Genomic DNA, 25,760 nt, shown 5'->3' with positions numbered 1-25,760 from the left:
GGGCTATTGATGGTTTGTTGTACATATCGCATAAAATTTCGGTTATACACGCTGTGAATTACCACTTTTCTCTAAAATCACTTACTATGTTGGCCGGTTTTTAAGGAAGGTTTAGTGTCAGAGGCACTGATACTTCTTTGATGACAGAAACTTGCCAGTACTTTTGTTGTGATAAGTTGTCGTGTATTCCTTTTGTCGATCCGGCTATTCGGCATCGTACAAAAGAGGTAGGAATAAAATACGTTTTTACAGTAAAAGTTCCAGCAATGTTTGCTCTCAGGTCATGAGCTGTAAGGGCTGATGAGTAAAACTGAATGTAAAACTATTAGCTTCCTAGCTAGGTGACCATATGCGTATAGGGATCCCTGGAGAGGTCCAGGCAAACGAAAACCGTGTTGCTGCGACCCCCGATACAGTGGGCAAGCTGCAGAAACTCGGTTTTGACGTCGTTGTCGAACGAGGTGCAGGCGTTAAGGCAAGCTTTGAGGATGAAGCGTTTTCTCAAGCTGGAGCCAGTGTCGTTGATCGTGATGATGTCTGGAACTCCGACATTATTCTAAAAGTTAATGCACCCATTGATGAAGAAATTGCGCTGTTGAAAGACGGCGCAACGTTGGCCAGCTTTATCTGGCCTGCCCAGAATGAAGTGCTGATGAGTAAACTCAGTCAGCGCAATGTGAACATTCTGGCCATGGACAGTGTTCCCCGCCTGTCCCGCTCCCAATCCCTCGATGCTCTAAGCTCAATGGCCAATATCGGTGGTTACCGTGCGGTGGTTGAAGCATCCCATGAGTTTGGCCGTTTCTTTAATGGTCAGATCACCGCTGCAGGTAAAATTCCGCCAGCCAAAGTTTTGGTGATTGGTGCCGGTGTTGCCGGTCTTGCTGCGCTGGGTGCTGCCGGTAGCATGGGCGCGATTGTGCGAGCGTTTGATACCCGACCTGAGGTAAAAGAGCAGGTTGAGAGTATGGGCGCAGAGTTTCTGGAGCTGGACTACGAAGAAGAACAAGATTCTTCCGACGGCTACGCCAAAGAGATGAGCAAGGCATTTATCGATGCGGAAATGGCTCTCTTTATGGAACAGGCAAAGGAAGTGGATATCATCATTACCACTGCCCTGATTCCCGGTAAGCCGGCACCAAAACTCATTACCGAAGAGATGGTGAAGGCGATGAAACCTGGCAGCGTCATTGTTGACCTCGCTGCTCAGACCGGAGGCAACTGTGCCTTTACGGTTAAAGATCAAGTAGCGGTACAAAACGGCGTAAAAATTATTGGTTATACCGACCTGCCAAGCCGTTTGCCTACTCAGTCTTCACAGCTGTTTGGCACTAACCTGGTCAACCTGCTGAAACTGCTTTGCCCGAATAAAGATGGGCAGATCGATATCAATTTTGACGATGAAGTGATCCGTGGTCTTACCGTGATCCGCGATGGCAGCATCACCTGGCCACCACCCCCGGTCAAAGTCAGCGCTGCGCCGGCTGCCAAGCCTGAGCCTGTTGTTGTAAAAGAAGAGAAAGAAGAAAAGCCCCGCCCATGGGTGAAGCCTGTTTTGATGGCGATTGGTGCAGTCTTTTTTGGCTATATTGCCAACGCCGCACCAAGCAACTTCCTTGAGCATGTCACCGTGTTTTTGTTGGCGTCCATTGTCGGTTATTACGTGATCTGGAATGTGAAGTCTGCACTGCACACGCCATTGATGAGTGTAACTAATGCGATCAGCGGCATTGTTGTTGTGGGTGGTTTGGTGCAAATGGGCAGTGATAATCCAATTGTACTGGCCTTGTCGGGTATTGCGATTACCGTCGCCGTTATCAACATTGTGGGTGGATTCGCTGTTACCCAGCGGATGCTCAAGATGTTCCGTCTGGATTAACAGGAGTCGCTTACGATGTCTGAAGGTTTACTGGTAGCGGCTTACTTGGTAGCTGCTCTGATGTTTGTTATGAGCCTTGCGGGGCTCAGTCAGCAGGATACTGCGAAGAACGGCAATATATACGGTATTATTGGTATGGTGATTGCCGTTGTGGCAACCCTTGGCCATGCGCATATTTCCGGCTTTACTCTGGTGACTGCCTGTATGGTAGTGGGGGCGGGTATTGGTCTTTATCTGGCGATTAAAGTTCAGATGACCGAAATGCCTCAGCTGGTTGCGATTCTTAATGGTTTTGGTGGCTTGGCTGCCGTGTTGATTGGGTTTTCCAGTGCGTTGGAAGTGAATGATTCACTGGCAGCACAATTGGCAGATTTGGTGTTATCCACCGAGCAACTGATCCATCGCTCCGAGATATTTATCGGAATCATTATTGGTTCAGTGACGTTTAGTGGTTCAGTGGTTGCGGCGCTGAAATTGCATGGCAAAGTCTCTAGTCGTCCAAAATCACTTCCTGGAAAGCACTGGACTAACCTGATTATTCTGGCTCTGGCCATTCTGATGGGTGTCGTTTATGTCCAGCAACACAGCATTCTGGCGCTGATTCTGTTGACCGGGCTTGCCTTTATCTTTGGTATCACTCTGGTGCTGGGTATTGGCGGTGCAGATATGCCAGTCGTTGTGTCCATGTTGAATGCCTACTCCGGTCTGGCCGCTGCAATGACCGGCTTTATGCTGGGCAATAACCTGCTCATCATTACCGGTGCCATGGTGGGTTCTTCCGGTGCAATTCTTTCCTACCTGATGTGTTCAGCCATGAACCGTTCCTTTATCTCCGTGATTCTCGGCGGTTTTGGTACGGAAGAAGGCACAGTGGTTTCTGATGCGGACATGGGTGAATACACCGAAGTCTCCGCAGAAGACGTGGCTGAAAAGCTGAAGAATTCTTCCAGCGTGATCATCACTCCGGGTTACGGTATGGCGGTGGCTCAGGCACAGCACGGTGTGCGTGATCTGGTGAACAAACTTCGTGATCGCGGCGTGAAAGTACGTTTTGGTATTCATCCGGTTGCCGGACGTTTGCCAGGTCACATGAACGTTCTGCTGGCGGAAGCCAAAGTGCCTTACGACATTGTTGAAGAGATGGATGAGATCAACGATGACTTCGCAGAAACCGATACCGTTCTGGTGATCGGCGCCAACGATACGGTGAACCCTGCCGCAGCAGAAGACCCAACCAGCCCCATTGCGGGCATGCCGGTTCTGCGTGTTTGGGAAGCTGGTGAAGTGATTGTATTCAAACGTTCAATGGCTACTGGCTATGCGGGCGTTCAGAACCCTCTGTTCTTCAAAGACAACAGTCGTATGCTGTTTGGTGATGCTACCGACAGTGTAGAGAAGATTCTCAAGCAGTTCTAAAGTAGATTCCGGCACCGCTAGCTTTCTGGCGGTGCTGGATTTAAAGCACTTATGCAGCCAGCATTTTTAGTGCATTGATCTCATCTTTCCAGATCGACTCATCAATAGTTTCCAGCACCATCGGAATGCCATCGAAACGCTTATCTTTCATGATATAGCGGAACACTTCCCAGCCGATTTCCCCTTCACCCAAGCTGTGATGCCGGTCTTTCCGCGACCCCAGCTCGCCTTTAGAGTCGTTCAGGTGCATGCCTTGCAGATACTTGAAGCCAACCGTGTTTTCAAAGTCAGCAAAGGTTTTCTCACAGGCTTCTGGGGTGCGCAGATCATAACCGGCGGCAAAAGTATGACAGGTATCGAGACAGACACCGACGCGGGATTTGTCATCAACCTGCTCAATGATTTCCGCTAACTCTTCGAATTGCCAGCCAAGGTTGCTGCCTTGCCCAGCCGTATTTTCGATAACCGCAATGACGCCTTCGGTTTTATCCAGAGCGATATTGATGGATTCAGCGATACGAGCCAGACATTCGGAGATATCCATTTTGCGTAGATGACTGCCCGGGTGAAAGTTCAGTCGGTCAAGCCCAAGCTGCATGCAGCGTTCCATTTCATCAAGAAAGGCCACACGGGATTTATCCAATGCTTCCTGCTCGGGGTGTCCGAGATTTATAAGGTAACTGTCGTGGGGAAGGATTTGCTCAGGCTTGTAGCCATACTTTTCACATCGTTCTTTAAATAGGTCGATGCTTTTAGATGTAAGTGGTTTGGCCACCCATTGTCGTTGGTTTTTAGTGAACAGTGCAAAAGCAGTAGCACCTAATTCATAGGCGTTCTTCGGAGCGTTTTCAACGCCTCCGGCAGCACTGACGTGTGCTCCAATATATTTCATAAGGTTACGCACTTAGTGAACTTTTCTTGAGGGATATGGTCGCATATTCCACGCGTAACTGCGATGTCATGTTCTTAACAGGCACTTTATTAAAAGGGATGCTTTTTATGTCTATTGATAATCAGGTCAGTTTGGGCGGTATAGACGCATTTAAGTTTGCCTGGAAAAAAGAGAATAAGAGCTGCTTTATTGTTAAGTTGGTAAAAAGTACCTGGGCCGGTATTCAAGGTACGTTTTGTGGCTACAAAGTCGCTCTGGTGCAGGTGAAGAATTATTTACCGGAAGTGTATGAAAAACTGGTAAAGGATGTGCCTCTGGGAGCCAGAAAAATTACTGTGGCGATAAGAGACTCTTCATGTTCTTTTAGGTCCGAACAACCCTATGGTAATAAAGGTGAAGCTCACCTGACTTACATAGAGGGTATTTTTACAGGAAGAACGTATTACGGCAACCTGAGTCCGAGAGAAAAAGTACCTTGTAGTGATTACCCGAAAGGCTTACTTCAGGCCGTCAACGCTCTTCCTGGCGGGATAAAGAAAGGTGTTACTGTATGGAAGCAAGAAGCGAAACTGACCTCCGATAACAGTGACAATATTATCTATGAAGTCCGTTATATGGTTGAGGTTAATAATAAACTTTATTTTGCAAAAACATCAGAAGCGGCGGGAAAAGCGAAAGAGGTAGATGCTCTCAGGAAGGATGCAAAAAAAAGAGCTTGTAATGAGCTTGCTGCAAACCTGTCTTCACTAAAAAGAGAGTTTCGAGTATTGGATCATCCCACTATGGATGGCCGGCTTGAAATAAAAACGACAAGCTCAAGCTGTATCGTGAGATTGGATAATCAAAAGATTCTGGATCTCTATGGCACTGATGCCCGGGAAGATGCTCTGGACGCACTGGATGATTGGCTTAATTCGATAGCTCACTTTTCAATCCCACATCAACGGATTCTTGGTATCAATAAATCAACATTTTCAGACTATCAGTTGATGCTCAATGGGCAGCCTTATGGTAAGAATTTTCTAAGATTTCAGGACCTTTGTTACGATACTAAAAAGCTTAAGCGAGAAGCTTTCGGTTGGGACAAGATGTAGATTTATGGTTTGATCTTGCTGATCAGCCAGTTCATATATTGTGTTCTAGTGTCTTCTATTTCATTCGGTAAATGGTGGCGGGCACCATCAAGCCACATGACCGAAGGGTTGATGTAAAGCCTGTTCAGTATTTTCAAGTTATGATGGCCATCCACTGTCGTGTCATTCGTACCCTGTAGAATGAATGCAGGAATATCGATTTGACTTGAGCTGGCTTCAATTTTTCTTATCCACCGATTCATGGACGCTACCCACTGCGTAGGCAGAACTTTTGGTGCTAGCGGATCACTATGGGCCTTCTGGATAAAGGCTTTATTGCGGCAGTTCTCTTTAAACGTTCTCGGAATCTGTTTGATAAATGGTTGTGCTATGTAGAACTTGATGCGTGCGAGCCACCATAAGTAAGGGCGAACCAGAGGTGCTGACAAAATGACCTGCTGAAAAGGTAATGGTTGCTTCTGGCTAACATAGTCGTTCAGTAAGTCGGTGATGATTGCGCATCCGGTACTTTGTCCATAACCAAACCAAGGCTTTGGTAGCAGAGGCTCCGAAAAAGAAAGCATATCTTCCAGGGTCTGACGGTAATCTCCAAAATCCTCGATGGTTGCTGACTCACCACTGGATAAACCATGCCCGGGTAAATCGTAGGCCAATACGTTGAGGTTCTGCTCCAGGAAAAAACGGATAATGTGCTCAAACAGGCCAACGTGATCGTAGTAGCCATGGAGCAGAAATACTGAGCCTTTAGGGGCGCGGCAGGAATATAGATGGCAGGCTATTCGGAAGTCTTGAGTATCGACATAACCAAAGGTGTGATCGATATTCTCAAGCCTGTTTTCCAGGTCAATGCCATAGTATTGAAAATAGGATTGCTCAAGCGACGATGCTTCCAGCCCAAGGGATAGCGGCCGCATTTGAGCGACCAGTGTTGTTTTGTCCATCAAGCTTCTTCGGCTACTTTATGTAGGTCTTTTAACGGAACGTTTAGTTCTCTTTCGGCAACGACCTTGCGTTCTTCACTGCCATCATCTGTGCGCATGCTCTCGATAAATTTGATGAGAACAATACCGCGATCGATGTTCACACCTTTGATAAAGGTGGTTTCAAGATGTCGGAATAGCGGGTTGTCATACAGCACCGTTTCCCCCGACTGGAAGCGTAGATTAGAGGGCTTTTCTTCAGGGTCAGCGCCATTCTGTAACCAGGTGATGGCTTCGATCTGATCGATGATTTGATCGCCGTTCGGAATTGGGCTTGGGAGTAGAGAGGCTGCTTGATTCTTAGGTAAACGACCAGACTCATTTAACTTGTGATTCATCCGGTTAAATCGAACGATGTGCAGAATGCCCCGGGTTGAGCGAATTTTGTGATAAGGTGGTTCGCCTTCAATACCCAAGCGAATAAAGATGTAGCTGGGGAAAAGAGGTACCTGTACAGCTTTGCCAAAAATCAGCGGACAATAGGCCTCAAAGCCAAGCGCTTCCAGGTTTTCCTGAGCACGGACTTCTTCCCGGTTTTTGGTTTTCAGTAAATACCATCCCTGCTTCAACTTATCCGTACTACACGACATAGCAAATCCTTTTAAAACTAGCTTCACTGAAACCAACAAACGATCCAGACGTTTTCAGTAAAAACATTCTACAGGACTCAAAAGGGGACTCAATAGCAAGACAGCGTAGCAAGGCGCGAGAATGCCACGAAGAAAATACTCATTTGACGATGATGCAAGCGGTATAAAGGCGTAACAGGCATTATAGTCGGGAACAGGCAATGCCTGAACTCGACTATAATTTTTCAGAATTAAGACGCACTTAACGCTTGGCAGCTTCTTCCAACATGGCAACCGCAGGAAGCACTTTACCTTCTACAAACTCAAGGAAAGCTCCGCCACCGGTGGAGATGTAAGACACTTTGTCTTTAATGCCGTATTTATCGATAGCCGCCAGAGTGTCGCCACCGCCAGCGATGGAGAAGGCGCTGGAGTTTGCAATCGCCATGGACATGGAGCGAGTGCCCTCACCGAATTGATCGAATTCAAACACGCCAACTGGGCCGTTCCACAGGATGGTTTTGGCTGAGATCAGAACGTCGGCGAACAGTTTCTGTGTTTCAGGACCAACGTCGAAAATCATGTCGTCGTCTTGTACATCATCAACGGACTTAACGACAGCGGGTTCGTTTTCATCAAACTTCTTGCCACAGATTACATCGACAGGCATTGGAATGCTGCACTTGTCCATGAGCGCTTTGGCTTGTGGAATTAAATCAGCTTCGTACAGAGATTTACCAACGTTCTTGCCTGCAGCTGCCAGGAAGGTGTTGGCAATACCGCCACCAACGATCAGCTGGTCGCAAATGCCGGACAGGGATTCCAAAACCGTCAGTTTGGTAGACACTTTGGAACCACCAACAATGGCAGTCATTGGGCGGGCAGGCTTATCCATGGCTTTGCCAAGGGCTTCCAGTTCTGCAGCCAGAAGAGGTCCGGCACAGGCAATGGCAGCAAACTTACCAACACCGTGAGTAGAGGCTTGAGCGCGGTGAGCGGTACCAAAGGCATCCATGACATAAATGTCGCACAGAGCTGCCATTTTGCGAGAAAGACCTTCGTCGTCTTTGCCTTCACCAACGTTGAAACGACAGTTTTCCAGAATGACCAGTTCGCCGTCCGCGACGTCAAAGCCGCCTTCAACCCAGTCTTTTACCAGACGAACGTCTTTGCCCAGCAGATCAGCAATGTAATCGGCCACAGGCTTCAGAGAAGATTCTTCGTCGTACTGACCTTCAGTTGGGCGACCCAGGTGAGAAGTCACCATCACTTTGGCACCGGCTTCTATTGCCAGCTTGATGGTTGGCAGGGAAGCCAGGATGCGCGCATCACTGGTGACTTTGCCGTTTTTAACCGGAACATTAAGGTCTTCACGGATCAAAACGCGTTTGCCGGCTAGATCCAGATCAGTCATTTTTAAAACGTTCATGGAGAGCTCTCCTGATATTCACTCTTGCTACTTTCGCATTAGCGAAAGATGGCTGGGGCTATCTGTAGTGAAAATGCCAAATGCCAGGCTGGAGAAAATACTATGACTCTTCGGAGCAATGGCATTTTCAGCTCATGGCTGTTTGGAATCAGCGAAAAAACGTCAGGGACAATAGCATAAAAAATGGGCTTCAGGTATTCATTGAAACACTCTGATGACCTGAATCAACAGGCGTATCAAGGGTTTTCGGAGGGGCACAGGTTTTTGGTGGATGTTGTGTATCTCTGTTAGCTGTGGATTAATTATCCACAGCCGTATTTAACCAATAGTTCGCAACATCCAGCATTCGATTGGCAAAACCCCACTCATTGTCAAACCAGCATAGCAGCCTTACCAGACGATGAGCAGAAACCTGCGTCTGAGTACCATCGACAATACATGACCGGGTGTCGTGATTAAAATCAACAGAGGCGTGGGGTTCATTAGTGAAACCCATAATGCCTTCAAGACGACCATAGGTTGCCTGTTCCAGCAATCGGTTTACCTCGGCGGTTGACGTATCACGGCTGACCTGAATCGTAAGGTCGATACAGGAAACATTGATGGTGGGCACACGAACGGCACTGGTTTTAAAACGACCCTTCAGCTCTGGCAATAGACGGTTGATGCCTTTTGCCAGACCAGTGTCCACAGGAATAATCGAGTGCAATGCGCTTCGAGTCAGGCGCAGGTCATTCTGATGGTATGCGTCAATGACTGGCTGATCATTCATGGCTGAATGGATGGTGGTCATGGTGCCGTATTCGATGCCCAAGGAGTCATTCAGGGTTTTGAGGACAGGTACAATGCAATTGGTGGTGCAGGAGGCGCTGGAAACAATGCGATGGGTTGGGTCGAGAGACTCTTCATTAATGCCATAAACAATGGTGGCATCCACATCCGGTTTGGCAGGCTGGGAAAAGAGCAAGCGTGCAGCGCCACTTTCCAGGTGCAGTTCTGCGGTTGACCGATCAGAAAATGCGCCGGAGCATTCCAGCAGCAGATCGATATTCAAATCTTTCCAATTCAGTTTTTGTGGCTCTGATTCTCGAGAGATTTGAATGGTATCGTCACCAATAAATAGCTGATTATCTTCAAAGCTGACGGCTCCGGGGAAGCGACCGTGGGTGGTGTCGTAGCGAGTCAGATAAGCCAGCGTATCGATATTGGCCAGCTCATTAATGGCGACCACCTGCAGGTGATGGCGGTAGCCATTTTCGTAAAGTGCCCGCAGTACGCACTGGCCAATTCGACCATATCCATTAATGGCCACCCGATATGTCATGGTTCAGCTATCCAAATCTAATCGTTTTAGAGAGATGATTATAATACCAAAATGATATGATCGCCCATTGAGAAAGGCGTCTTATGAGGGCTTACTTTGCTGGCCGGTTATCATTGATAGGTTGGGGCATGGCAGGCAGTAATGCTCTAAGCAGTAACATCACCGGAATATGATGGTTTTTTGGCGAAGCTGCTGTTGTTCAGATGAATGCCTGCTGTGACATATTGAACTCTCATTATGTTTATGGGTTTTGAGGCTATCCCTGAGCGAATAACTACAATTGGAAATAGCATCAAGGAATAGACTCTGAGGGAGTGCACATGGCACACGGAATGAATGGTTTAGGAAGCAACTCGCCGATCAACGCACCGGGTTTAACTCACCCATTGCCAGCATCTACAAATCAGTCAGGGAATTTAAAAGGAATTTCAGTGACTCAGGCGAAGCCCGTTACCACTGTAGGTATCAGGCAGCATGATCAAGTGGGAGGGAAGCCACAAACGCAAGCGCCATCCAAACCTCTGGGGTTGAGAATTGTAAAAAATATTGATTCGGATTTGGTTGCCTCCGTCAAGGAAAAGGCAGCCGGGGCGAGAGAGCTGGGACGTGCGGCCCTGAAGACGATTAAGAATGGCCTGGGAAAACTGAAGCGATTCGTCTTGAAAGAAAATTTTAAACCTATATCCGATAAGGCTTTTGACCGTGTAAATCCGGAAGCAAAAGCCAGCCTGGAATCCAAAAAGGCAGAGTTTGGACAGAAACTGGAAACACTTAATAGCCTTAAAAAGGAAATGGTGCGCCATATTGACCATATGCAAGCGTTTCAAGATAAATTTGCTGACAGTCTGGCTTTTATGGATGGGACTATCGAGCTGTCAAAGCAGAATGCGGAGGCACTGCTTGCCAAGGAGAAGGGCGAAGTTAAGCTACCGATTCCTGCCGGGGGAGATTCTGATAAGGTCGAATATGTCGTGATAAGGGCGCCCACACTGGGTAATACGAATGCCCGTAACCAAGAAATCAGTACATTTATCGAGGCATTCAATAGCAGTGAAGGCTATAAGGATTATTTGGATCGGGATAACCGTGTCGCAGATATTCATGCGGCAAGAGATGATGTGAAGACGGAGCTCAAAAACACACGGCACGATATGCTGAAGATTTATAAGGAGGATTTGAATAGCCGAATCGAACAGTTACATGCCGATGTGACAGCCGAGTTTGACAGTCAGGTTCCTACGGCTAAAAGTTCGCTCGAACAACAGCTTAAATCGTTAAGAAGTCAGCTGGAAGGTATACCGGAAGGAGAAGATACGTTAGCAGTTGAATCTGAAATTCTGGAAAAAGAGCAATTGCTTGATGATGTGGATAGAAAGCGTGAAAAGTTGTTTGAAGATGCGACCAGACGGGTTGAAGCATATAAGAATCGAGAGTTGAACGCGTTTAAAAGAGCGATTGGCGAGAGCCGCTTGTTTTAACCACTGCCTATATTTCCCTGACAAAATAGCTTTCCTGTAGAAAGCTATTTTGTTTATATATTCTAGCTTCAGATTCCATCTTAAATAACGGCTTCTAAAGCCAGTGAGTCGACAAAGAATATCAGTTCGCAGTGGCAGGAACCTCTTCTTCTGTAGCACCTTCATTGCGGGTTAACAATAATGCGACCACTGAGAGAAGCCCGCAGCCGGCCATAACAGCCGCCATTGGGATGGCTGTTTCATTATGCAGTACACCAACCAACGCTGAAGCAATGCCTGCGACGATAAAGCGAAGAGCCCCCGCAAGCGCATTGGCGGAACCGGCAGATTTTGGAAAATGAGACAGTGCCAGGGCGTTAGAGTTCGGCCCAGTAAAACCAATGCAAGATATGTAGATTGCGATAGGAATCATTAAGCCGGCAATCCCACCAAATCCGGTGGCTGCATTGAACAGTAAAACAAGTGCAGCAACCGCAGCCAGCAGACTGCCATTGCGCAAAATGGCGTAGAGTTTGTACTTTTCTACCAGGCGGATATTCACCATATTGGTGACGCTCATGGCCAGAATGTTGATGGCAAAGAGCAAACCGTATTGATCTGGCTGTACGCCGTAAAGTTCGATGTAAATAAAAGGTGAACCGGCGATAAAGGCAAACATGCCGCCAAAGAAAAGTGAATGGCAGAGAATGCAGCCCATCGCTTCACGATTACGCAGGATATTGGCGTAATTCAACGCCAGTTGCACAGGTGGAACCACCAACCGGTCTTCTTCTTTCAGCGTTTCTTTAATACGGAAAACCGCCAGCACAAGTGCCAGAACCGCAGTAATCGCCAGAAAGACAAACAGCATTTCCCAGCCAAAATATTTCAGAATCTGCCCGCCCAGCAGTGGTGCTGCTAAAGGAGCAACAGTCATCACCATCAGAATGGACGACAATGTTTTGGCTACCTGCTCTCTGGGCATAAGATCGCGAATCATGGCCGGAATGGTGACCATAATGGCCGCTGCGGAAAAGGCCTGCAGGATACGAACAACGATCAGTTCAGTAGCGGAAGTGCTGTAAGCGGCCAGAAAACTGGTCAGGGCAAAAAAGACAATGCCCGGGTACATGACTTTGCGTCGACCAATGCGATCAGAAAGTGGCCCATAAATAAGCTGACTTAATGCAAAACCAATGGTGTAAGCGCTTAATGTGTACTGAATGCGACTTAAAGGCTCGCCCATGCTGCTGGCAATAGCAGGCATTGCTGGCAAATAAAGGTCTATAGCCAATGGACCAAGGGCTGTGAGTGTGCCTAGTGTCAGTATAAGGCTGAGATATTCCTTTTTGGTCATCCCGTTTCCGGTGGTCTCTCCGGAGATCATTGTCATTCTTCAGGCCTAAATCGTCAGGCGGCCACAATTTTGCTGCTTTAGGTAAAAGCATTCTGTGCAAAACGACAGTGACTGCGTATAAGTGAGATGCCGCTGTAAAAGCGGGTAGGCCGTATCGGTGTAGTTCTAGATAGACAACACTAATTCAGTGTTGAGGTGTGGTGGTGAGCTCGCCTATTTCCTTCTCATATTATGTATGAGGTTTATGTGAAGGCGAAGAGATAACTACATCCGCTTTATATTGCATACGGCTATAACGATTCTTTCATAAAAGCCATACGCAATAAATAGATAGGTACTCTAGTTCGGATGTGAATTACCAAACGTTTGCAAAAAAAACGGCGGAAGACTTACGTCCACCGCCGTTTTTATAAGGGTTTTGCTGTTTAGAAGTGATTAATCGATCAGCTCTTCTGCAGCAGCAAGAATGTTATCTACGGTAAACCCAAAGTATGGGAACAGGTCTTCCGCTGGCGCTGATTCGCCGTAGGTGGTCATACCGATAATACGACCATCCAAGCCTACATACTTGTACCAGAAATCAGCCTGAGCCGCTTCAATAGCGATACGGGCAGAGACTTCCAGAGGCAGAACGGACTGCTTGTACTCTGCGTCCTGAGCATCGAATACATCAGTGGATGGCATGGAGACAACGCGCACCTTACGGCCTTTTTCAGTCAAAGCCGCTTCAGCATTCATGGCCAATTCTACTTCAGAACCGGTGGCAATCAGGATCAGTTCCGGAGTGCCTTCGCAATCTTTCAGGATGTAACCACCACGCTCAACAGCGGCGATCTGGCCATCCGTTCTTGGCATGCATGGCAGACCCTGACGGGAGAAGATCAGTGCGCTCGGACCATCGGTGCGTTCGATCGCGTGCTTCCAGGCAACCGCAGATTCAACGGTGTCGCATGGGCGCCACGCGTTAACGTTTGGCGTCATGCGCAGGCTGGCAATTTGTTCAATCGGCTGGTGGGTTGGGCCGTCTTCACCAAGACCAATGGAGTCGTGAGTGTAAACCTGAATGGAGCGCTGCTTCATCAGTGCTGCCATACGCACCGCGTTGCAAGCGTATTCCATGAAGACCAGGAAAGTCGCGCCGTAAGGAATGAAACCACCGTGCAGGGCGATGCCGTTCATCATGGCAGTCATGCCGAATTCACGAACACCGTAGAACAGGTAGTTACCGTTAGCGTCTTCACGCTTGATGCCTTTGGAGCCGCTCCAGATGGTCAGGTTGGAACCCGCCAGGTCAGCAGAGCCACCAAGCAGTTCTGGTAGCTCTGGGCCATAAGCGTTCAGAGTGTTCTGGGACGCTTTACGGCTGGCAACTTTCTCACCAGTTTCCTGACAGGATTTGATGTAAGCGTTAGCTTTCTCGGAGAAGTCCGCAGGCAGTTCACCTTTCTGACGACGAACGTACTCTGCAGCCAGTTCCGGGAACTCCGCTGAGTAAGCAGCAAACTTCTCATCCCACGCAGCTTCTTTAGCTGCACCGGCTTCTTTGGCATTCCACTGGCTGTAGATGTCAGATGGAATTTCAAACGACGGGTGAGTCCAACCCAGACGTTCGCGGGTCAGTTTGATTTCGTCGTCGCCCAGTGGCGCGCCGTGGCAATCTTCTTTGCCTTCTTTGTTTGGCGAACCAAAGCCGATGATGGTTTTGCAGCAAATCAGGGTTGGCTTTTCGGTTTCTGCATGAGCCGTTTCAATAGCCGCTTTGATGGCATCTGCATCGTGACCATCAACCGCAGGGATAACGTGCCAGTTGTAAGCTTCAAAACGCTTAACGGTGTCGTCAGTGAACCAACCTTCAACTTCACCATCGATGGAGATGCCGTTGTCGTCGTAAAACGCAACTAGTTTACCCAGTCCAAGCGTGCCCGCCAGGGAGCAAACTTCGTGGGAAATACCTTCCATCATGCAACCATCACCCATGAATACATAGGTGTGGTGGTCAACGATGTCATGGCCCGGTTTGTTGAACTGAGCAGCCAGTGCTTTCTCAGCCGCCGCCATACCAACAGCGTTGGCCATGCCCTGACCCAGTGGGCCAGTGGTGGTTTCGATGCCCGGTGCATAACCGTATTCAGGGTGACCTGCGGTTTTGGAATGCAGCTGACGGAAGTTTTTCAGATCATCAATGCTTAACTCATACCCTGAAAGGTGGAGCAAAGAGTAAAGCAACATGGAACCGTGACCGTTGGACAGAACAAAGCGGTCTCTGTCCATCCATTTCGGGTTGGTCGGATTGTGGTTCAGGTAATCTCGCCAAAGTACTTCAGCGATATCCGCCATTCCCATGGGCGCGCCCGGGTGGCCGGATTTGGCTTTTTGGACGGCGTCCATACTGAGGGCGCGAATAGCGTTGGCAAGCTCACGACGTGAGGACATGGAATTTCTGCTCCTGGGGATCCAGTTCATTTGAATTCGGGCGCTATTTTAAAGCCTTTGGACGAAAACATGAAACATCATAAATTAATTTTTGGGCTTGGAAGGAACTTGCTTATTAACTAAGTGTCCAATTTATCTCGTTAACGTGAGTATGAAATAAAGGATAAACGATATGCTTAGTATGAACCCTAGAGTGCCTTCGGCATCTTTGCCCAATAACACTTCAGCTAGTCAGGTGTATTTAGCTCAGGATAAAGCAACCCTGAATCAGTCGGTTGGTGTATGTGAGGTTGAAGGTAAAAACTACCTTCAGGTAGATGGTGAAATCATTCGGTCTTTATCTGATTTCCAGAAGACCAGCTTGGTCAATCCAGAGCATTTTCTTGACCACCCATTAGTTAAAGAATACCTGGATTCCATCCAAGTGGCGGAACAACAGAATGAGAGCGGTGATGCATTCAAAGTTTTGTCCTGGAATGTCAATCTTTGCCTGGGGCGGTTGGAAGCTGGTAATGGGCTGGCGCATCAAACTCACCCTCACTACCGGATGGAAAATCGAAAAATTCACGTCTGGACCATGTTGGCAGAAATTGTAAAGTTGCAAAAGCCTGACATTATCTGCCTTCAAGAGCTAAGAGACTTTTTGGTGGATATGGATAATCCTGAAACGAAAAAGAACTTTGTCCTGGAGTTTTCCACGTTTCTCGACAAATTGGGTTATGAAGTAGTTTTTGAGAAAGTAGACCCCTCGATTGATTGGTCTTTTAATCTTATGACTGCACGCCGTAAAGATTGTGCTTTGGAACTGATTAAGGAAGAAACCAAGCCAATACGAGTCACAGTTGATGGTAAGCCTTTCGGGAAGTCGTTTCCGAAGGAAGGATCAGAGGAAGAAAAGGGAGCTTTTAATAAAGAAAAATTCAGACATAACCTTAGCGACATAACTTGCAAAAGTATCTTGGAGACCGCTTATAAAAGTCCTGATGGTGTGATAACCCACGTTTTGAACCTGCACAGTGGGTTGAATTCGGAGCATAAAAAAGCGTACGGCAAAAAACTGGGAGAGCGCATGGCGGAAATTCGCCAGGCAGACCCAAATGCTCGGGTTGTGGCTATGGGTGATATGAACACCTTTGAAGAGGATAGGGATGCGGTAATAGATTCTGTTCTAACTGCTGGAGCAGTCAGCAATGTGGATATTCATCATTATGACCGCTGGAATAATCATAAGGGTGAGTCAATACCTGCTGATAAAGCGTCATCTATGACGATGGACCCATTTGATTTTGGCTATCAGCCCACAAAAGCAGGGCAAGACGCAGCCAGATCTGCAGAGACTGACATCAGAAATGCTGTTAAAGGGGAAATGCTGCCTGAGGCAAAAAAGCTGATATGGGATCAAAATAGCAAAGCAGTAACGCCTGCTACGCATCCGGTAAGTGGTGTTCTTGATCGAACATTCAGTAGCGGCTTTGATGCTGGTCGATCAAGCATTACCATTTATAACAAACCAGTGGTTAATACTGAACTGGAAGCATCAGAGCTGACTGACCCGAAAGAGATTAGAGAGAGCATGGGAAAAGCTGACTATGGAAAACTGAAAATAGGGCTTTTTGGAAGCCGTCCTGTTTTGCCGGTTAATTCATCATTGTTTGCTGCTGACCATCATCCGCTGATTGCCAGCTTAATGCCTTTTGATGGCGTCGGAGATCGCGCGCGCTATTGATTATGGTAGTGGTAATGAGGCAATGAGAGCTTCTGATATTTCTTATCGAGTGGGAATCTTAGGCGAAAGTCGTGAAGAGGCGATGTTAAATTACCGGTTATAGCGCACGCAGTGGCTATATTTGGCGAAGCAATTTGAGTTTTCAGTCATATGAAATGCTCACATTGGTAAAATGTTCATTGCTGGAGGTGTTGTAGCTTGACAAGCCGGCACCTCCTCCGATCCCGATCAGGGTTCATTGTCCATAAGTTTCCAGTAGTGCTTGCCAAGTTTCTTGATAGCAAAAAGCCACATAATGATTGCCATTAAAAACGCACCAGCCAGCCAGGAGGTAATCAGACTCATCGAGCCACCCAGAGAAATTAAGATTTGCTGCAACAGAGAACTTCCAGCTTTACCAACCCTACTGACGACCAGTTCTATAGCGGCTTTGCCCTTGTATTTTCTTTCTACATCCAAAGGTACAAAAGTCATCTCTTTGGTTGTATTGAATAGGGTGTACTTTGCGGATTTTCCCAGAGCATGGCAGCAAAGTCCGGCATTGAGGCTCAGCATCGATAGATCAAGGCTGCTAAAAAAAAGAAGGTTAAGGTTGGCGTTTTGGAACAGCGTGAAAATGAAAAATGGGGCTGCTGTAATAAGAATAATAAAAGGTGTTGCAAACGTCGCTGTGAACCAGCTTCTATTGAGTAATACCGGCGTCATTAATCCGCAGAGCAGGCTACCGATGCCATTAACCAGTGCAACCTTGCCCATAAACATCGAATAGTCGACTTCACTGGGGTATTTCTCCACAAGCTGACTCTTCCAAGCCAGCTCAACCATATTGATAGAGATACAATATCCCAACATCATCAGAGCAATGCTGGTGAGGTAGGGGCAGCGAGCCAAGTATTTAAAACTATCAAAAACGGGTAGGTGGGTTGTGGTTGAAAGGCTTGACTGTGTTTTTGTATCTTCACCCTGCAGGCGATAGCAGTATTCATTCAGTACAAGAATCATCAGCCCAAAAATGACAAACAGTACGGAAAGTGTTGTCAGACTTCCCTGCCATCCAGCGTTCTCTGAAGATAATCCTTTTGAAGCACAATAGTATAAAAGAGGTCCGGAAATAATAGAGGCACTGCTGCCCACCATAGTCAAAATTGGGTAATGCCGGGCTGCACTTCGACTGTTATGGAGGTCATTAACGGAGGTCCAGAACAAAATACAAATGACGGCGGATCCCCATATTTCAGCCAAAGCAAAAAACAGTGTGAGTGGCCAGTAATAAATCATGCCAGTAATAAACTGAAGATGATCTGGTACATAGGGTGAAAGCCATTGGGTAAAAGTGGCCGGGGCAAAAGCATCAAGGTTTGGGTAAATGAGTATAGAGAACAGGGGCATCCATAGAAGGAACGGGCCAATCGCTACGGCAAATAGCATTCTTTTATTCAATCGGTTAGCCAGTGCGCTGTAACAAAACAAAAAAATGAAAGCAACTGGCATGACGGCGCACAGTTTAATAAAAGGAATAGCTTCTGCTCCCAGTCGGGTGACCAGAAGGGATTCTTTTAAATTCCAGAGTATGTCGAAATTAAAGATGCAGCAGGCCATCATGGTAATTTGCAGATAAAGCAAGGTGTTTGAGCTTTCTGGCACCTCGCTGGCAAGGACTTTATTCATTTGCGTATTATTTCATCTGGCTGTTGGCCACAGGTGATTCTTAAGTAGCGCCCCAAGCCGAAAACGGCTGAACATCTACGACTAACAATCGTGCCAATTAAATGATGTTAGTCAGAAGTTGTGCAAATGAAATCGAATATTTCTGGCTGAGTGGATAGCTGCAATGCTGCAGAGTGGCTGTCTACTTAGTCAGAAAATATGCTTTCATTTGGACAACTGCATATTAGAAAGGCCATTAGAAATGCCTGAGCCAATTGAAGGAGATAACTATAGAGCAGAATTTGCAATTCATCATGTATATAAAAATATTTTGATATAGGTTGTCTGTGTTGCTAAAATCAACATCAGTAAATGAGACCCGCTGTGCATGATGGGTATAAAGGAAAAGGCGGTTTACATTGACTGAGGGTTACGAACAGCTGGCAGCTGTGACAAAAGCCAGCGGCGACTTGTTAAGACTGCAGATTCTCAGAGTGTTGAGTACGGAGTCATTAGGGGTGCTTGAGCTCAGCAGCCTTTTTGATATGCGACAACCTGCCATGAGCCACCATCTAAAAGTTCTGCTGCAGGCAGGGCTCGTCTCTACCCGGAAGGATGGCAATAGCATTTTTTATCGCAGGGCGTTGCCACCATCCGACAGCTTTCTGGAACCTGTGGTGCGAGCGTTGTATCAGGCGGTGGAAGAGCTTCCTATGCCTGAGCTGCTGACAAAGCGCCTTCAGTTGATTCGTCAGCAGAGATCAGAGTTGTCTCAGGCATTCTTCACCCGAAATTCTGATGAGTTTCGCAAGCAGCAAGAGCTGATTGCTGAACATCAGCTTTATGCCGATTCGGTATCGGATCTGATTGCTGCGACGACGTTTACTGATTCCAAAATGGCACTGGAACTCGGGCCAGGGGAAGGTGCTTTTCTGAAGACGCTATCGGGCATATTTGATGATGTCTATGCGGTGGATAGCTCAGAGAAAATGCTCGATTATTCACGACAAAGTGCCAGTAACCAGAAGTTGGACAATATCCACTTTATCCATGGCGAGATTCAATCGTTAAGCGACTACGAAAAACGCTTTGATTGCATCGTTGCGAACATGGTACTGCATCATGTTCCCAGCCCCGGCGATATTTTTTTCTGGTCAGCAAAGCTGTTAAAGCCCGGCGGCAGCATGATGATCAGCGAGCTCAGTCATCATGATCAGGACTGGGTGCGTGAATCCTGCGGTGACTTATGGTTGGGGTTCAGCGCAGAAGAGTTAAGCCAGTGGGCAGAGAAAGTTGGCCTTTTAAGCTCCGAGTCCCAGTATCTTGGCTTACGTAATGGTTTTCAAATTCAGGTCAGATGTTTCCAGTTGCCGGAATAACTGATTTTGACAGTTTATTATTTTTTCATTGATTAAGAGGGTTCTACGACTATGTCTGAGTATTCACTATTTACTTCCGAATCTGTATCCGAAGGTCATCCGGATAAAATTGCTGATCAGATTTCTGATGCAATTCTGGATGCGATGTTGAAAGACGACCCAGATGCCCGTGTCGCTGTGGAAACTATGGTAAAAACCGGCATGGTCGTGGTTGCGGGTGAAGTAAGAACCAATACTTATGTTGATATTGAAGACCTGGTTCGCAAGGTAGTGACCGATATCGGTTACAACCACGGTGATCTGGGTTTTGATGGCGATTGCGTTGCAGTGCTGAATGCCATTGGTAAGCAATCTCCAGACATCGCTGTTGGTGTTGATGAACGTGACGATCACGATCAAGGCGCCGGTGACCAAGGCTTGATGTTTGGTTACGCAACCAACGAAACGCCTGTGCTGATGCCTGCACCGATCTACTACGCTCACGAGCTGGTAAAACGTCAGGCTCAGTTACGTAAGGATGGCACGCTGCCATGGTTGCGCCCTGATGCAAAAAGTCAGGTTACCATGCGTTATGATGAAAACGGCAAAGTACAAAGCGTTGATGCCGTGGTGCTGTCTACTCAGCATTCTCCTGGTGTGTCTCTGGAAGAGATTCGTCGTGAAGTGCTGGAACAGATCATCAAGCCTGTTTTCCCGGAAGGCTGGCTCCATGCAGACACCAAGTATCACATTAACCCAACCGGTATTTTCGTGATCGGCGGCCCGGTAGGCGACTGTGGTCTGACTGGCCGCAAAATCATTGTTGATACCTACGGCGGTATGGCTCGTCACGGTGGTGGTGCCTTCTCTGGTAAAGATCCATCCAAGGTTGATCGCTCAGCTGCTTACGCGGGTCGATATGTGGCGAAGAATATTGTTGCTGCAGGTTTGGCTGATCGTTGTGAAATTCAGATTTCCTACGCCATTGGTGTTTCCGAGCCTACGTCGATTTCCATCAACACCTTCGGAACCGGCAAAGTCTCTGACGACCGGATCGCAGAACTGGTTCGTGAATACTTTGATCTGCGTGCTGGTGGGTTGGTGAAGATGCTGGATCTTAAACGTCCAATTTATCAGGCAACCGCTGCTTATGGTCACTTTGGCCGTGAAGAAGCTGAGTTTACCTGGGAGAATACGGATAAAGCTGACCAACTTCGTAAGGCTGCAGGTTTAGGTTTGTCTATTTAACCAAATCACTAAGGAATGAAATCACTAAGGAATGGATTGTTACTGCTTGTAGTGGATTGCAGTGAGGGAGAGCGTGAGTGCTCTCCTGTCAGTAACATAGGCAGATCTGAATTCTGTTTAGGATTTAGATGTCTGTATAGTGCATGCTGGAAATATATATCTATAACACGGGAGGCCAATTTTAATTCAGCCGCTAAATGAGTAGAATCTTTCTTAAACATTATTTTATTTTTAATGTTGTATTTCGATAATCCCAAATCCTTCCTGATATTAGCAAAAGTCTTCTTAAAATTATCAGGTAAAAGTTTGTTTTGGAGATCGTCTGCTATTTTTCTCAATTGCTCGATTTGTTCAGCCTTGGGATGTGTTTTTAAAAAAAGCATTGTGTTTTCTGCCCCGACGAGACTTTGAAACCATTTTCTATCATGGCAACAGCGCCCCCCTACAACCGCGCCTTTGGCTGCGCCGTGAACAGCACTAGCTAAACCAATAGCAGCTGCAGTTCCAGCCAGGGGTAAAGAAATTCCACCCGTGAATGGAGCGCAGGCAACGCCGATACCCATTGTTATTCCTGCATATATAAGTCCTGGTGTGGAGCAACCTGCAATACTTTTAAGCTTCCGGTTTGTTTTATAAGACGATTCATCACCATAAAAGCAATGTGTGAGTTGTTTAATAACTACAGTGTCTCTTTGGTCCAGTCCTATAACCTTATTTTTTTTCCCAAGATGTTCTCTACAATGTTTAAAGGCTTGAAAGAGTTTTTGCTCCTGTTGTGGAAGTTGAACTGTATGCTGATTAAACGTAGTTATACCTCCGACTCTATTTTGAGTGGTGGGTGGCGGTAAGGATTTAGTATCATCTTCCAATACAGCATATGGAGTATGCTGAAATTTTGTAGGTAAAGGGCTAAGCATGATCACATGAGCCTCAAAGGTAGAATTATTCGATCACAGTCGAGGATAGATTAAAATGCTCCCAAGCCTATATCAAAATATATTGATATAGGTGTTAACCGCTGCTAGACTTCGTTATATTCGGATAATACGCAGAGCGGGATATAAAAAATGAGTGCTAACCCTGATATGGCTGCCATTTCAACTGCTACCGAGGTAACGGATTACCGAGTGGCAGACCTTTCTCTGGCTGAGTGGGGGCGCCGCGAAATACAGATTGCCGAAGGTGAAATGCCTGCTCTGATGGCCATTCGCGCCAAATACCGTGATCAGCAGCCCCTTAAGAATGCAAAGATCATGGGTTGCATTCATATGACTATCCAAACAGCGGTACTGATCGAAACCCTGATTGCACTGGGTGCCGATGTTCGCTGGTCTTCCTGTAATATCTTCTCTACTCAAGACCATGCGGCGGCGGCTATTGCAGCGGCAGGTATTCCTGTTTTTGCCTGGAAAGGTGAAACCGACGAAGAGTTCTGGTGGTGCATTGAGCAAACCATTCTTGATGGTAAAGGCAGCCCATGGGATGCCAATATGATTCTGGACGACGGTGGTGATCTAACTCTGCTGCTCCATGACAAATACCCTGAAATGCTGGATGCCATCCACGGTATTTCTGAAGAAACCACCACCGGCGTACATCGCCTGCTGGAAATGCTGGAAAAAGGTACGTTGAAAGTGCCAGCAATCAACGTTAACGATGCGGTCACTAAGAGCAAGAACGACAATAAATACGGTTGCCGCCATTCCCTGAATGATGCCATCAAGCGCGGCACAGACCACCTGCTCTCTGGTAAGAAAGCACTGGTGGTTGGTTATGGTGATGTGGGCAAAGGTTCTGCCGCTTCGCTTCGTCAGGAAGGCATGATCGTTAAGGTGACAGAAGTGGATCCTATCTGTGCCATGCAGGCCTGTATGGATGGTTATGAAGTTGTGTCTCCTTACCTCGATGGTGTTAATGATGGAACACTGGCTTCTATTGATAAGGCACTCCTTGGCACCACAGACCTGTTGGTAACCACCACCGGTAACGTTCACGTCTGTGACCGCAACATGCTTCAAAGTCTCAAAAATGGCTGTGTGGTGTGCAACATTGGCCACTTTGATACTGAAATCGATACTCAGTTCATGCGTGATCACTGGCGCTGGGAAGAAATCAAACCGCAGGTGCATAAAATCCTGCGTGATGAGTCGTCTAACGATCATCTGATTCTTTTGTCCGAAGGCCGTTTGGTCAACCTTGGCAATGCTACCGGCCATCCGTCGCGTATTATGGATGGTTCATTTGCTAACCAGGTACTGGCACAGATTCATCTGTTTGAAAGCAAGTTTGCTGACCTGCCTGCAGATCAGAAAGCGGCTAACCTATCAGTGACCGTCTTGCCGAAAAAGCTTGATGAAGAAGTGGCGGCTTATATGGTCGAAGGCTTCGGTGGCGTGATCACCAAACTGACCAATGAACAGGCGGGCTATATTAATGTGCCTGTTGAGGGTCCGTTCAAAAGCGACGACTACAAGTATTAAGTCAGTATGCGACTGATGCTGTTAGATGTATCAGTCGCTTTACCCTACGGTATTCATCATGTCTGCAACAACAAGTAAAAAAATCCCGATCAGTTTTGAATTCTTTCCTACTAAAACGGAAGAAGGCGCTCAGAAACTTGCGCAGCACGCTCTGAATCTTGCGGCGTGCCAGCCGGAATTCTTCTCAGTCACCTATGGTGCTGGCGGTTCTACAAAAGATCGTACTCTTGATACAGTACTCACCACTCAGAGCAAAACCAATATTGCTACCGCACCACACCTTTCCTGCGTTGGTGATTCCCGGGAGCAGCTTAGGGAGCTTCTGAACTTTTACCGCAGTAAAGATATTACCCGTATTGTCGCCCTGAGAGGTGACTTGCCCTCAGGTATGGGGCGTGACATTGGTGAGTTGCGATATGCCAATGAGTTGGTGGAGTTTATTCGTGAAGAAACTGGCGATCATTTTCATATTGAAGTTGCCGCCTATCCAGAGTCGCATCCACAAGCGCCTAACTTTGAAATAGATCTCGAAAATTTTCAGCGCAAAGTGAATGCTGGTGCCGATTCGGCAATCACCCAGTATTTTTTCAACCCTGATAGCTACTTCTATTTCGTTGAGCGTGTCAGAGCCATGGGTATTGATGTGCCGATTGTGCCGGGCATTATGCCGATCACCAACTACAGCCGGTTGGCTCGCTTCTCCGATGCCTGTGGGGCCGAGATGCCGAGATGGGTTCGCAAGCAGCTAGAAGCCTATGGAGATGATGTCAGCAGCATCAAAAAATTTGGTGAGCAGGTCATCACCCAACTTTGTGAACGGCTGTTAGACGGTGGCGCACCAGCACTGCATTTCTATACACTGAATCAATCAGAGCCTTGCGAGAGAATCTGTAATAACCTTGGTTTTAGTCGCCAGTAAAACTCTGTATCACCTGAACCATACTTTTGGATTCGGGTGATTTAATACCTTTCCGTCTCTTTTGCCGCTTATAATTCCCTCTAGCTTACTTATGAACTGATAGTGACTATGAGAAACCCTCGGATTTTTTCTGATCAGCCTCTTCAGGCAAACAGCTCGGTTGAACTCGCTGAAAGTGCGGCCAATCATGTTGGGCGTGTGCTTCGTATGAAAGTGGATGAACCTCTGGTTTTGTTCAATGGACAGGGCGGTGCGTGGCAGGGAAAGGTGGAAAGCGTTAGTAAAAAGTCAGTGACCGTTTATTTAGATAACCTTATTGAAGGCGATGCTCAATCTCCTCTTACCATTGAGCTTGGTCAGATCTTAAGCCGTGGGGAACGGATGGATTATGCTATCCAAAAAGCCACAGAGGCGGGTGTTACATCAATCACACCTTTGTGGAGTGAGCGGTGTGAAGTAAAACTGAATGCGGAACGCTTGGATAAAAGAGTTAAGCATTGGCAGCAGATTGCCATCAGTGCCTGTGAGCAGTGCGGGCGCAACATTATTCCAGTGATTCATCCACCGGTGAAGCTTGAGGAGTGGTTATCCACAAGAAAGACGAATCTTAATTTTGTGCTGCACCACCGGACAAAAGAACAGTTAAGTGGCTATGAAGCACCAGACTCAGTTTCTCTGTTGATTGGTCCTGAAGGAGGTTTGACGGCAGACGAGATTGTCATGGCTGAGCAAAAGCAATTTAATCCGCTAGCTCTTGGTCCACGAGTATTACGAACTGAAACAGCACCAGTGGTCGCGATCTCTTTGATGCAATATTTGTGGGGAGATTATTAAAAAGGGAGCGTGACTCCCTTCTAATCGAAACTGCCAGATTTAAACGATTGCAGTAGTATGTCGAGCAGAAACAGCCTGCTCAAGTGCTTGTTCAAGCAGTGTCAGGTTTGGAATAGAGGCGGGGATATCCTTGAGAATAACTCGATGTTGCTCCATGGGGCCTGCTTCTTCAGCCGAGTTTCGTAACTCTTCTTTAACGATGGTAAGGGGCTGTGGAATCCCCTGAACCACCAATCCATAGAAACCGTAACTACTGCCCTTTGTCGTACGATTAATAATGGCAATCCGGTTGGTGGCTGAGAATTCCGTAAACCGGCCTTTATTCATTCGCTCAAATGAGATGACAGGCACTTTTTCACCACGCCAGCGAATGTCACCCAGCAACCAATCCAGTTCAGGATAGTTGTCCTCTGGCCTGGTGTAGTCAGTATTACCCGCCAGGCAGACTGCCGGTATCAGCAAAGGTCGCTGCTGGATTGGCAGCAGCACCGATGTCATGTGATGAATTCCTGGCATAGCACTACTCTCTTACTCAGTGGCTTGCATATACCAATTCTGCTTTTAAATTGTGGGCTGTGCAGCCATTTTGGTCGACTGGATCTGCGTTGAAGTTCCTCGCCATAGCTATGGCTATGACTCGTCTCTTCGCCTTGCCCAATCGCCCAAAATAACTTGCTCGTTCCAAAATTTAAAAGCGCCATTGGTATTAGTCGCTTGG

The 25,760-nt window shown here is 47.1% G+C and carries 20 protein-coding genes; 10 read left to right on the top strand and 10 right to left on the bottom strand.

The features are described 5' to 3' along the window. The first annotated feature begins 349 nt into the window (after positions 1 to 349). Together AKL11_RS05925 and pntB are read left to right on the top strand one after the other, a co-directional pair. The gene (locus AKL11_RS05925) at positions 350 to 1,879 is read left to right on the top strand and encodes a Re/Si-specific NAD(P)(+) transhydrogenase subunit alpha (protein ID WP_067515687.1); all 1,530 of its coding nucleotides are present in this window, start codon (positions 350 to 352) and stop codon (positions 1,877 to 1,879) included. A gap of 15 nt (positions 1,880 to 1,894) precedes the next feature. Beyond that, positions 1,895 to 3,295: a Re/Si-specific NAD(P)(+) transhydrogenase subunit beta gene (gene pntB / locus AKL11_RS05920; RefSeq protein ID WP_067515686.1), complete on the top strand. Its 1,401-nt coding sequence runs from the start codon at positions 1,895 to 1,897 to the stop codon at positions 3,293 to 3,295. Between the two features lie 49 nt (positions 3,296 to 3,344). Here pntB and nfo read toward each other — a convergent pair whose 3' ends face one another. Then, positions 3,345 to 4,187: a deoxyribonuclease IV gene (nfo, locus tag AKL11_RS05915; RefSeq protein WP_067515685.1), complete on the bottom strand. Its 843-nt coding sequence runs from the start codon at positions 4,185 to 4,187 to the stop codon at positions 3,345 to 3,347. A gap of 107 nt (positions 4,188 to 4,294) precedes the next feature. Here nfo and AKL11_RS05910 point away from each other — a divergent pair, with 107 nt between their 5' ends. Further along, a complete protein-coding gene (locus AKL11_RS05910) occupies positions 4,295 to 5,281 on the top strand; it encodes a hypothetical protein (protein ID WP_067515684.1) in 987 nt (328 codons plus the stop codon). Positions 5,282 to 5,283: 2 nt separating this feature from the next. On the opposite strand, the gene AKL11_RS05905 is transcribed toward AKL11_RS05910, so the two are convergent. The 4 genes from AKL11_RS05905 to AKL11_RS05890 form a co-directional block, all read right to left on the bottom strand. Then, the gene (locus tag AKL11_RS05905; RefSeq protein ID WP_067515683.1) at positions 5,284 to 6,222 is read right to left on the bottom strand and encodes an alpha/beta hydrolase; all 939 of its coding nucleotides are present in this window, start codon (positions 6,220 to 6,222) and stop codon (positions 5,284 to 5,286) included. Next, the gene (locus tag AKL11_RS05900; protein WP_067515682.1) at positions 6,222 to 6,851 is read right to left on the bottom strand and encodes a transcription termination/antitermination NusG family protein; all 630 of its coding nucleotides are present in this window, start codon (positions 6,849 to 6,851) and stop codon (positions 6,222 to 6,224) included. Before AKL11_RS05900 ends, AKL11_RS05905 begins: the two co-directional genes overlap by 1 nt. Positions 6,852 to 7,092: 241 nt before the next feature. Beyond that, the gene (locus tag AKL11_RS05895) at positions 7,093 to 8,259 is read right to left on the bottom strand and encodes a phosphoglycerate kinase (protein ID WP_067515681.1); all 1,167 of its coding nucleotides are present in this window, start codon (positions 8,257 to 8,259) and stop codon (positions 7,093 to 7,095) included. 298 nt (positions 8,260 to 8,557) lie between these two features. Further along, on the bottom strand, positions 8,558 to 9,583 hold the full coding sequence (locus AKL11_RS05890; RefSeq protein WP_067515680.1) for a type I glyceraldehyde-3-phosphate dehydrogenase: 1,026 nt from the start codon (positions 9,581 to 9,583) through the stop codon (positions 8,558 to 8,560). Positions 9,584 to 9,903: 320 nt separating this feature from the next. Here AKL11_RS05890 and AKL11_RS05885 point away from each other — a divergent pair, with 320 nt between their 5' ends. Continuing rightward, the gene (locus tag AKL11_RS05885; protein ID WP_157673432.1) at positions 9,904 to 11,061 is read left to right on the top strand and encodes a hypothetical protein; all 1,158 of its coding nucleotides are present in this window, start codon (positions 9,904 to 9,906) and stop codon (positions 11,059 to 11,061) included. 121 nt (positions 11,062 to 11,182) lie between these two features. Here the strand turns inward: AKL11_RS05885 and AKL11_RS05880 are convergent, their stop codons facing one another. Together AKL11_RS05880 and tkt are read right to left on the bottom strand one after the other, a co-directional pair. After that, positions 11,183 to 12,397 carry a Bcr/CflA family multidrug efflux MFS transporter gene (locus AKL11_RS05880; RefSeq protein WP_067515987.1) on the bottom strand — a complete coding sequence of 405 codons (1,215 nt, stop codon included), beginning with the start codon at positions 12,395 to 12,397 and terminating at the stop codon, positions 11,183 to 11,185. 435 nt (positions 12,398 to 12,832) lie between these two features. Then, positions 12,833 to 14,830: a transketolase gene (gene tkt, locus AKL11_RS05875; protein ID WP_067515678.1), complete on the bottom strand. Its 1,998-nt coding sequence runs from the start codon at positions 14,828 to 14,830 to the stop codon at positions 12,833 to 12,835. 172 nt (positions 14,831 to 15,002) lie between these two features. Here tkt and AKL11_RS05870 point away from each other — a divergent pair, with 172 nt between their 5' ends. Then, positions 15,003 to 16,556, top strand: coding sequence for an exonuclease/endonuclease/phosphatase family protein (locus AKL11_RS05870; protein ID WP_067515677.1), 1,554 nt, complete (start codon positions 15,003 to 15,005; stop codon positions 16,554 to 16,556). Between the two features lie 228 nt (positions 16,557 to 16,784). Here AKL11_RS05870 and AKL11_RS05865 read toward each other — a convergent pair whose 3' ends face one another. After that, entirely contained in the window at positions 16,785 to 18,224 is a 1,440-nt protein-coding gene (locus tag AKL11_RS05865) for an Npt1/Npt2 family nucleotide transporter (RefSeq protein WP_067515676.1), read from the bottom strand. Positions 18,225 to 18,622: 398 nt separating this feature from the next. On the opposite strand from AKL11_RS05865, the gene AKL11_RS05860 reads away from it, so the two are divergent. Together AKL11_RS05860 and metK are read left to right on the top strand one after the other, a co-directional pair. Then, a complete protein-coding gene (locus AKL11_RS05860; protein ID WP_067515675.1) occupies positions 18,623 to 19,582 on the top strand; it encodes a metalloregulator ArsR/SmtB family transcription factor in 960 nt (319 codons plus the stop codon). Positions 19,583 to 19,633: 51 nt separating this feature from the next. Continuing rightward, positions 19,634 to 20,809 (top strand): methionine adenosyltransferase, encoded by a 1,176-nt coding sequence (gene metK / locus AKL11_RS05855; protein WP_067515674.1) that lies wholly within the window; start codon positions 19,634 to 19,636, stop codon positions 20,807 to 20,809. Between the two features lie 8 nt (positions 20,810 to 20,817). Here the strand turns inward: metK and AKL11_RS05850 are convergent, their stop codons facing one another. Beyond that, a complete protein-coding gene (locus tag AKL11_RS05850; RefSeq protein ID WP_067515673.1) occupies positions 20,818 to 21,726 on the bottom strand; it encodes a hypothetical protein in 909 nt (302 codons plus the stop codon). Between the two features lie 150 nt (positions 21,727 to 21,876). Between AKL11_RS05850 and ahcY the strand changes: the two genes are divergently transcribed. The 3 genes from ahcY to AKL11_RS05835 all read left to right on the top strand — a co-directional run bounded on the left by ahcY (position 21,877) and on the right by AKL11_RS05835 (position 25,042). Beyond that, a complete protein-coding gene (gene ahcY, locus AKL11_RS05845) occupies positions 21,877 to 23,289 on the top strand; it encodes an adenosylhomocysteinase (RefSeq protein ID WP_172807246.1) in 1,413 nt (470 codons plus the stop codon). 58 nt (positions 23,290 to 23,347) lie between these two features. Continuing rightward, positions 23,348 to 24,208, top strand: a complete 861-nt coding sequence (metF, locus tag AKL11_RS05840; RefSeq protein WP_067515985.1) for a methylenetetrahydrofolate reductase [NAD(P)H] — start codon at positions 23,348 to 23,350, stop codon at positions 24,206 to 24,208. A 108-nt stretch (positions 24,209 to 24,316) separates the two neighbouring features. Further along, positions 24,317 to 25,042: a 16S rRNA (uracil(1498)-N(3))-methyltransferase gene (locus AKL11_RS05835; RefSeq protein WP_067515672.1), complete on the top strand. Its 726-nt coding sequence runs from the start codon at positions 24,317 to 24,319 to the stop codon at positions 25,040 to 25,042. 39 nt (positions 25,043 to 25,081) lie between these two features. Here the strand turns inward: AKL11_RS05835 and AKL11_RS05830 are convergent, their stop codons facing one another. Further along, positions 25,082 to 25,540 carry a chemotaxis protein CheW gene (locus AKL11_RS05830; RefSeq protein ID WP_067515671.1) on the bottom strand — a complete coding sequence of 153 codons (459 nt, stop codon included), beginning with the start codon at positions 25,538 to 25,540 and terminating at the stop codon, positions 25,082 to 25,084. Positions 25,541 to 25,760: the final 220 nt, after the last annotated feature.

The organism is Endozoicomonas ascidiicola, assembly GCF_001646945.1.
In the GTDB taxonomy this organism is placed as follows: domain Bacteria; phylum Pseudomonadota; class Gammaproteobacteria; order Pseudomonadales; family Endozoicomonadaceae; genus Endozoicomonas; species Endozoicomonas ascidiicola.
Note: the sequence above shows the minus strand (reverse complement) of the source record. Positions and strands in the feature narration are given on the sequence as shown.

Coding starts and splice junctions, on each gene's coding strand:
- AKL11_RS05910 (WP_067515684.1), top strand. CDS start 4,295: ATGTCTATTGATAATCAGGTCAGTTTGGGCGGTATAGACGCATTTAAG.
- AKL11_RS05900 (WP_067515682.1), bottom strand. CDS start 6,851: ATGTCGTGTAGTACGGATAAGTTGAAGCAGGGATGGTATTTACTGAAA.
- AKL11_RS05850 (WP_067515673.1), bottom strand. CDS start 21,726: ATGCTTAGCCCTTTACCTACAAAATTTCAGCATACTCCATATGCTGTA.
- AKL11_RS05895 (WP_067515681.1), bottom strand. CDS start 8,259: ATGAACGTTTTAAAAATGACTGATCTGGATCTAGCCGGCAAACGCGTT.
- AKL11_RS05830 (WP_067515671.1), bottom strand. CDS start 25,540: ATGACATCGGTGCTGCTGCCAATCCAGCAGCGACCTTTGCTGATACCG.
- AKL11_RS05885 (WP_157673432.1), top strand. CDS start 9,904: ATGGCACACGGAATGAATGGTTTAGGAAGCAACTCGCCGATCAACGCA.
- AKL11_RS05865 (WP_067515676.1), bottom strand. CDS start 18,224: ATGAATAAAGTCCTTGCCAGCGAGGTGCCAGAAAGCTCAAACACCTTG.
- AKL11_RS05890 (WP_067515680.1), bottom strand. CDS start 9,583: ATGACATATCGGGTGGCCATTAATGGATATGGTCGAATTGGCCAGTGC.
- metF (WP_067515985.1), top strand. CDS start 23,348: ATGTCTGCAACAACAAGTAAAAAAATCCCGATCAGTTTTGAATTCTTT.
- pntB (WP_067515686.1), top strand. CDS start 1,895: ATGTCTGAAGGTTTACTGGTAGCGGCTTACTTGGTAGCTGCTCTGATG.
- ahcY (WP_172807246.1), top strand. CDS start 21,877: ATGAGTGCTAACCCTGATATGGCTGCCATTTCAACTGCTACCGAGGTA.
- metK (WP_067515674.1), top strand. CDS start 19,634: ATGTCTGAGTATTCACTATTTACTTCCGAATCTGTATCCGAAGGTCAT.
- AKL11_RS05925 (WP_067515687.1), top strand. CDS start 350: ATGCGTATAGGGATCCCTGGAGAGGTCCAGGCAAACGAAAACCGTGTT.
- AKL11_RS05880 (WP_067515987.1), bottom strand. CDS start 12,397: ATGACCAAAAAGGAATATCTCAGCCTTATACTGACACTAGGCACACTC.
- AKL11_RS05870 (WP_067515677.1), top strand. CDS start 15,003: ATGCTTAGTATGAACCCTAGAGTGCCTTCGGCATCTTTGCCCAATAAC.
- tkt (WP_067515678.1), bottom strand. CDS start 14,830: ATGTCCTCACGTCGTGAGCTTGCCAACGCTATTCGCGCCCTCAGTATG.
- AKL11_RS05835 (WP_067515672.1), top strand. CDS start 24,317: ATGAGAAACCCTCGGATTTTTTCTGATCAGCCTCTTCAGGCAAACAGC.
- nfo (WP_067515685.1), bottom strand. CDS start 4,187: ATGAAATATATTGGAGCACACGTCAGTGCTGCCGGAGGCGTTGAAAAC.
- AKL11_RS05905 (WP_067515683.1), bottom strand. CDS start 6,222: ATGGACAAAACAACACTGGTCGCTCAAATGCGGCCGCTATCCCTTGGG.